General features: G+C 66.2%; 5 protein-coding genes. All 5 read left to right on the forward strand.

Going from position 1 to position 7,775, the window contains the following annotated elements; genetic code table 11:
• Positions 1-613 precede the first annotated feature (613 nt).
• Positions 614-1,636 carry a TRAP transporter substrate-binding protein gene (locus BRAS3809_RS17405; RefSeq protein WP_008963413.1) on the forward strand — a complete coding sequence of 341 codons (1,023 nt, stop codon included), beginning with the start codon at positions 614-616 and terminating at the stop codon, positions 1,634-1,636.
• 28 nt (positions 1,637-1,664) lie between these two features.
• A complete protein-coding gene (locus tag BRAS3809_RS17410) occupies positions 1,665-3,548 on the forward strand; it encodes a TRAP transporter large permease (protein WP_008963414.1) in 1,884 nt (627 codons plus the stop codon).
• 34 nt (positions 3,549-3,582) lie between these two features.
• Complete coding sequence (locus tag BRAS3809_RS17415) at positions 3,583-5,133, forward strand: AMP-binding protein (protein ID WP_008963415.1); 1,551 nt, start codon at positions 3,583-3,585, stop codon at positions 5,131-5,133.
• A gap of 42 nt (positions 5,134-5,175) precedes the next feature.
• On the forward strand, positions 5,176-6,114 hold the full coding sequence (locus tag BRAS3809_RS17420) for an AEC family transporter (protein WP_008963416.1): 939 nt from the start codon (positions 5,176-5,178) through the stop codon (positions 6,112-6,114).
• A 25-nt stretch (positions 6,115-6,139) separates the two neighbouring features.
• The coding region (locus BRAS3809_RS17425; RefSeq protein ID WP_035656573.1) for a 2-hydroxyacyl-CoA lyase at positions 6,140-7,775 on the forward strand (1,636 nt) is incomplete at its 3' end.

The raw sequence follows: 7,775 nt of genomic DNA on the forward strand, positions 1-7,775 counted from the left end.
CGCTCGGCTGCGATCGCTGCCGATCACCGCGGAGGCGGTGAAGGCGGCGATGAAGGCCTAGCACACACAAGCAGGGTGGGGCGGTCCGCCGCTCCACCCCTTTGTTTATAGTCATTGTTCCCCACGCGAGCACCGTTTCCGTGCTGCGGCTGTCTGTGAGTTGGCTGGTTTAGAATCGGACTTATTCGTCGGTGAGCTCTAGCTCGCTGGTTGCCCGCATGTCGGCTGGGTATTTTGGCGCGACAATGAGGAGGCCAGGTGTTTGGCGCTCTGCTGATCACTCCCCCGCCGTCGTCCCGGACAAGCGCGCAACGCGCGCCCCGATCCGGGACCCATAACCCCAGCGAGATGCGCGAGGCACGATGGTCGACCGACCTCGCCAAGCCACCACAGTCACGGAGCATGGATCCCTGGTCGGCGCTCGCCAGCGCTGACGCGTTGATAGGCTTGCCCGGGACGACACTTTTCGTGGCGGTGTGAGGTATTTGGATCCGCTCTCGGGCCGTCCCCTCAGGTTTCAGGTCCCCGAGAAAATCCACTTGCTTTGAATTCGAATTCCGAATACGAATTCCTTCAGAAGTCGCGAAAATGCGATCCATATGGGAGAGAGGCCATGCTCAAGGTGACCCGTCGCGCGTTGTTGACCACTGCTGCCGGCGCCGCCGCCGCTGGCTATGTCTTGAAAACCCCCGCCGTTCTGGCGCAAGCCGCGCCACTCAAGCTGAAATTCGGCAACGATCTGCCGGCCACCCACTCGGTCAATGTGCGGCTGCGCGAAGCGGTCGACGCGATCGCTGCGGAGACCAAGGGGCAGGTCGAGATCAGCCTGTTTCCGAACAATCAGCTCGGCAGCGACAGCGACATGATGACTCAGTTGCGCTCCGGCGCGCTCGAGCTCGCGACCATGCCGGGCACCGTGATGTCGACCTTGATCCCGACCGCATCGCTCACCGGCGTCGGCTTCGCCTTCACCAGCTACGACAAGGTGTGGGCGGCGATGGACGGCGAGGTCGGCGGCTTCATCCGCCGCAATATGGAAAAGGTCGGGCTGGTCCCCTTCGAGAGCGTCTGGGACAACGGCTTTCGGCAGATCACAACCAGCACCAAGCCGATCAACACGCCGGCCGATCTCGCCAACTTCAAGATCCGCGTGCCGGTCGTGCCGCTGTGGGTCGCGATGTTCTCCGCCTTCGGCGCCTCGCCGATCAGCGTGCCCTTGAGCGAGGCCTATTCGGCGCTGCAGACCAAGATTGCCGACGGCCAGGAGAACCCGCTGGCATTGATCGAGTCGGCCAAGTTCTACGAGGTGCAGAAGTTCTGCTCGCTGACCAATCACAGCTGGGACGGCTTCTGGCTGCTGTCGAGCGGCAAGATCTGGAAGACGATCCCGCAGGACGTTCAGAAGCTGTTGCAGACGACGTTCAATGCGGCCGCCAAGAAGCAGCGCGCCGACATCGTGCAGGCCAATGCCGACCTGCAGAAGAGTCTCGAAGGCAAGGGCCTGACCTTCAACAAGACCGATGCCGAGCTGTTCCAGACGACACTCGCCAAGACCAGCTTCTACAAGGACGCCAAGGCCAAGTTCGGCGACGAGGCGTGGTCGCTGCTGCAACGCTACGCCGGCAATATCAGCTGACCTCAACCCCGGTTGCGGATGTCGGGCCATGACCATGCAGCTCGTTGACCACTCCAGTGCATCCGTGAGTCCCGCAACCGGGCTGGCGTCCGTCGCGGGCGCGCTGGAGCGGGCGCTCGGCGCGGTCGTCTCGACCGCGGCGGCGCTGCTCGTCGTCGCCGAGATCGGCGTGCTGTTCGCGGGCGTCTGCGCCCGCTACGTCTTCCACAAGCCGCTGATCTGGTCGGACGAGCTCGCCGGCATCCTGTTTCTGTGGCTTGCCATGCTCGGGGCCGCCGTCGCCTTCCAGCGCGGCGAGCACATGCGCATGACGGCAGCTATTGGACGGCTGTCGAAGCAGATGCAGTCGTTCCTCGACGTGCTCGCGATCGCCGCGCCGCTCGCCTTCCTCATCCTCGTGATCGATCCCGCCTATGAGTTCGCCGCCGACGAGGCGATCATCACCACGCCGGCGCTGGAATTGTCCAACCTTTGGCGCGCGGCGGCGCTGCCGACCGGGCTCGGCATCATGCTGGTCATGGCCGTGCTGCGGCTGTGCACGCTCGGCGAATGGAAGCTGGTCGGCGGCGCCGCGCTGCTGATCGGCGCGACCGGCATTGGCTTGTATCTCCTTGGGCCGGCGCTGATCCCGCTCGGCAACCTCAACCTCCTGATCTTCTTTGTCGGCCTCGTCGCGGTCCTGGTCTTCGCCGCCGTGCCGATCGCATTCGCCTTCGGCCTCGCCACCTTCGCCTACATCACCTTGACCACGCACACGCCGTCGACGGTGGTGATCGGCCGCATGGACGAGGGCATGAGCCATCTCATTCTGCTCTCTGTGCCGCTGTTCGTCTTCCTCGGCCTCCTGATCGAGATGACCGGCATGGCCCGGGCGATGGTCGGCTTCCTCGCGAGCCTGCTCGGCCACGTCCGCGGCGGCCTGCAATATGTGCTGGTCGCCGCGATGTATCTCGTCTCCGGCATTTCCGGCTCCAAGGCCGCCGACATGGCCGCGGTCGCGCCGGTGCTGTTTCCGGAAATGGTCAAGCGCGGCGCCAAGCCCGGCGATCTCGTGGCGCTGTTGTCGGCGACCGGTGCGCAGACCGAGACCATCCCGCCGAGTCTCGTGCTCATCACGATCGGCTCGGTCACCGGCGTGTCGATCGCGGCGCTGTTCACCGGCGGACTGCTGCCGGGCCTGGTGCTCGCGGTCATGCTCTGCATCGTCGTCTGGCAGCGCTATCGCGGCGAGGACCTGTCGCATGTCAGCAAGGCCAGCCTCGGCATGATCGCGAAGAGCTTCGTCATCGCGCTGCCGGCGGTGGCGCTGCCTTTCATCATCCGCGCCGCCGTTGTCGGCGGCGTCGCCACCGCGACCGAGGTCTCGACCATCGGCATCGTCTACTCCGCGCTGTGCGGCCTCCTGCTGTATCGCCGCTTCGACTGGCGCCGGCTGGCGCCGATGCTGATCGAGACCGCCGCGCTGTCAGGCGCGATCCTGCTGATCATCGGCGCCGCGACCGGCATGGCCTGGGCGCTGACGCAATCCGGCTTCTCCACCGCGCTGGCGCGCTTCATGACCAGCCTGCCGGGCGGCGCGCCGATGTTCCTGGCTGTCACCATCGCGGCCTTCATCGTGCTCGGCAGCGTGCTCGAAGGCATCCCGGCGATCGTGCTGTTCGGCCCGCTGCTGTTTCCGATCGCCAAGCAGATCGGCATCCACGAGGTGCACTACGCGATGGTGGTGATCCTGGCGATGGGCATCGGCCTGTTCGCGCCGCCGTTCGGCGTCGGCTACTACGCTGCCTGCGCGATCAGCCGGATTCATCCGGATATGGGGATCAGGCCGATGCTCGGCTACACTCTGGCGCTGCTGATCGGCACGATCGTGATCGCGGCGGTGCCGTGGTTCTCGATCGGCCTTTTGCATTGATCCTTCGGCATATCAAGAGGTGAGGGGAAAAAACATGAGGGATCTCTTGAATTTCGGCCAGATGCTGTCGGCTCACGCGCGCATGTCGCCGGAGCGCACCGGCGCCCGCGACCTCGAGCGCGCGATGAGCTTTTCGCTCTGGAACGAGCGCGCCTGCCGGCTCGCCAACGCGCTGCTCGGACTCGGCCTCGCCAAGGGCGACCGCGTCGCGATCCTGGCCTACAACTGCGTCGAGTGGTGCGAGGTCTATGCCGCCACCGCCAAGGCCGGCCTCGTCGCGCTGCCGATCAATTTCCGCCTCACTGCGCCGGAGGTGCAGTTCATCGTCCAGAACGCCGAAGCGTCTGCCGTCATCGTGCAGGACGATCTTATCGGCCTCGTCGAGGAGGCGCGCAAGGATCTCGGCATCGCGGCCGATCGCTTCATCCATTTCGGTACCAGGCCGCGTCCAGCGGGCTATCGCGGCTATGAGGACATCATCGCGCAGGCCTCCGCTCGGGAGCCGGACCAGCAGGTCGCGCTGTCCGATCCCTGGACCTTGATGTACACCTCGGGCACGACCGGCAAGCCGAAGGGCGTGCTGCGCAGCCATCGCAGCGCCGTGCTGCTGTCGATGGTCACCGAGATCGAGCTGAAATTGAGCCGCAATGACGGCGCGCTCCTGGTGATGCCGATGTGCCATGCCAACTCGCTGAACTTCTTCGGTGCGTTCGGCTATATCGGCGGCGTCAACTCGATCTATTCGCGCAAGAGTTTCGATCCCGAGCACGCGGTGAAGACGCTCGCCGACGGCGGCTCGACCTTCACCTCGCTGGTTCCGACGCACTACATCATGATGCTCGATCTGCCGCGCGCAATCCGCACGCAGCACGATTTCAGCGCGGTCACCAAGCTGATGATCTCCTCGGCTCCGGCGCGCCCGGAGACCAAGCGCGAGGTGATGGAGATGTTCCCGAAGTCCGGCCTCTACGAGCTCTACGGCGCGACCGAGACCGGCTGGGTGACCATGCTGCATCCGCATGAACAGTTCACCAAGCTCGGCTCCGTGGGGCGCGAATGCGTCGGCGCCGCGCCGATCCGTATCCTCGACGAAGCCGGCAACGAGGTGCCGGACGGCGAGGCCGGCGAGCTCTATTCCTCCAACGCGCACACCTTCGACTGTTACTGGCGCCTGCCTGACAAGACCAAGGAGGCGTTCCGCGGCGACTATTGCTCGGTCGGCGACATGGCGCGCCGCGACGCCGACGGCTACATCCACCTCGCCGACCGCAAGAGCAACATGATCATCTCCGGCGGCGAGAACATCTATCCCTCAGAGGTCGAGGCGCTGGTCGGCGCGCATCCCAGCGTCAAGGACATCGCGGTGGTCGGCCTGCCCGACGACAAATGGGGCGAGCGCGTTCATGCCGTGATCGTGCCGCGCGACGGCATGACGGTGAAGGAGTGCGAGCTGGTCGACTGGGCCAAGGAGCGTCTCGCCGGATTCAAGCGGCCGCGCAGCTACGCGTTCATCACCGACAGCGAGATGCCGCGCAACGCCACCGGCAAGATCCTGCACCGCGAGCTGAAGAAACGGTTTTCGTAAGGTGAGTGGTTGCAATGTGCTGCGGTCTGATATGTAGCTGCGATGCAGGCCGTTCTCAATTCCGCTCTTCCCATCTTCGCGCTGATCCTCACCGGGTTCCTGTGCGGCAGATTCGGTGTGTTCGATCGTACCGCGACCGACAATCTCAACCGCTTCGCGGTCTATCTGGCGCTGCCGGCGCTGATCTTCACGGCGATGTCCAAGATCGGCATCGAGCAGGTCAGCCAGTTCGGCTTCATCGGCGCCTTCTGCGGCGGCATCGCCGCGACCTTCGCCACCGGCTTCGTCATCAGCCGGCTGCGCGGCCGCCGTGTGGCGAACGCCAGCATCGAGGGGCTCGATGCCGGCTACAGCAATGTCGGCTTCATGGGCATTCCGATGTGCCTCCTGGTGTTCGGCCCCGACGGCGCACCGGCCTCGATCATCGCGACCTTGTTCACGGCCTGCGTGCTGTTCCTGTTCGCGATCGTCGTCGTCGAAATGGAGCTGCAGAAAGGCGCGACGCTCGGTGCCACCGTCGCCAAGGTCGCGCGCTCGCTGCTGACCAGCCCGCTGTTCATCGCACCGGTCGCGGGGCTCGCGATCGGTCTCAGCGGCTTCGCGCTCCCCGCGCCGTTCCTGAGTTTCACGACCTTGCTCGGCGGTGCGGCTTCGCCGGCGGCGCTGGTGTGCATCGGTCTCTTTCTCGCGCAGGAGCGCGTGGTGACGCGCGATGCGACCTCGATCGCCATCCTGGTCTCGCTGAAGCTCCTGATGCAGCCGGCGGTCACCGCGCTGCTCGCGTTCCACGTCTTTTCGATGCCGCCGCTGTGGTCGCATTCGGCCGTGATCCTCAGCGCGCTGCCGATCGGCTCGGGGCCGTTCACGATCGCCAAGCTCTACGGCCTCGAAGCCGGCGTCACCTCGGGATCGATCCTGGTTTCGCATATCTTTGCCGTCCTCACCGTCTCGCTGCTCGTGGCCTGGCTGGCGCCGGGCTGATCGCAATCTCATCCGGAGTGGTCCGATGAAAGTCTCGCCCGACAGTGCCGCCGACCTGATTGCCCGCCTGCTCAAGCGCCGGGGAGTCAACCGTGTGTTCGCGCTGTGCGGCGGCCACATCATGCCGATCTGGATGCGGCTCGACGCGGAGGGGATCCAGATCATCGACGTCCGCGACGAGCGTGCCGCGGTCCACATGGCGCAGGCGCATGCGGAGCTGACCGGCGAACTCGGCGTCGCGCTGGTGACGGCGGGGCCGGGCATGACCAATGCGATCACCGGCATCGCCAATGCCCACGTCTCGCGCGCGCCGGTGCTGGTGATGTCGGGCGGCAATCCGCGGCCGCAGGAGAACCGCGGCGGCTTGCAGGACATGGACCACACCCAGCTGGTGCGTTCGATTACGCGCTATGCGCGCACCGTGCGCGAGCCGTCGCTGGTGTTGCAGGAGCTCGACGAGGCGATAGCACGCGCCTTCGGCGATGGCGGCGAGCCCGGGCCGGTGTTCATCGATTTTCCGGTCGATACTTTGCGCGGGATCGTGCCCAGGGCGTTGCAGCTCGAGGAGCATCTCGCGCCGAAGCCGCGTGCGGCGACGCGGCCCGATCCGGCCGAGGTCGAGAAGGCGGTCGAGCTCTTGTGGTCGGCGCGCCGCGTGCTCGTCATCTCCGGCCGCGGCGCGCGCGGCGCGGGGCCCGAGCTGATCGGGCTGCTCGACCGGCTCGGCGCGGTTTATCTCGACACCGGCGAGAGCAGGGGGCTCGTGCCGGATGATCATCCGTCCGTGGTCGGCGCGATGCGCGGCGCCGTCATGGGCGATGCCGACGTGGTGCTGACGGTCGGCCGGAAGCTCGACTTCCAGCTCGCCTATGGCTCGCCCGCCGTGTTCAAGGACGCCAAATTCGTGCGCATCAGCGACACCGCGAGCGAACTGCGCGACAACCGCCGCGGCGCGGCCGAGATCCTGGCGTCGCCAGCCGAAACGCTGCGTGCAATCGTGGCGCTCGCCGGCAATCGCGAATCCGCCGTCGATCGGTCATGGGCGAGCAAGCTCCGCGCCGCGCATCAGGAGCGCGCGGCCAAGCTGAAGCAGAGCATGGCGACCGCGGCGCCCGGCTCGGACGGACGCCTGCATCCGAACCGGGTCTTGTCGGCGTTGCAGGAGGCGATCGGCAACGACGCCGTGGTCATCACCGATGGCGGTGATTTCCTATCCTTCGCCCGCGTCGGCCTCAGCGCCCCCCTGATGCTCGATCCCGGCCCGTTCGGCTGCATCGGCATCGGCGTGCCCTATGGCATCGCGGCCAGTCTCGCGTATCCCGACAAGCCCGTGGTGGTCGCGACCGGCGACGGCGCATTCGGCTTCAACGCGATCGAGGTGGATACGGCCGTGCGCCACAAGGCGCCGGTGCTGATCGTCGTCGCCAACAACGGCGCCTGGCAGATCGAGGTACATGACCAGACCGTCACGCATGGCAAGGTGGTCGGCACCAGGCTGCAATTCGCCGACCACGCCGCGATGGCCCGCGCCTTCGGCATGCACGCCGAGCGCGTCGAGACGGAGGAGCAGCTCGGCCCCGCTATCCGGCGCGCGCTGGCCAATCGTCCGGCGCTGCTCGACATGGTGGTGACACCGGAGGCGGTGTCGTCGGATGCCAAGA

The sequence above is a fragment of the Bradyrhizobium sp. STM 3809 genome, assembly GCF_000239795.1.
Taxonomy (GTDB): domain Bacteria; phylum Pseudomonadota; class Alphaproteobacteria; order Rhizobiales; family Xanthobacteraceae; genus Bradyrhizobium.

What these genes read in the sequence shown, in the direction of transcription:
- BRAS3809_RS17405 (WP_008963413.1), top strand. Translation starts at nt 614, where the DNA reads ATGCTCAAGGTGACCCGTCGCGCGTTGTTGACCACTGCTGCCGGCGCC.
- BRAS3809_RS17410 (WP_008963414.1), top strand. Translation starts at nt 1,665, where the DNA reads ATGACCATGCAGCTCGTTGACCACTCCAGTGCATCCGTGAGTCCCGCA.
- BRAS3809_RS17415 (WP_008963415.1), top strand. Translation starts at nt 3,583, where the DNA reads ATGAGGGATCTCTTGAATTTCGGCCAGATGCTGTCGGCTCACGCGCGC.
- BRAS3809_RS17420 (WP_008963416.1), top strand. Translation starts at nt 5,176, where the DNA reads ATGCAGGCCGTTCTCAATTCCGCTCTTCCCATCTTCGCGCTGATCCTC.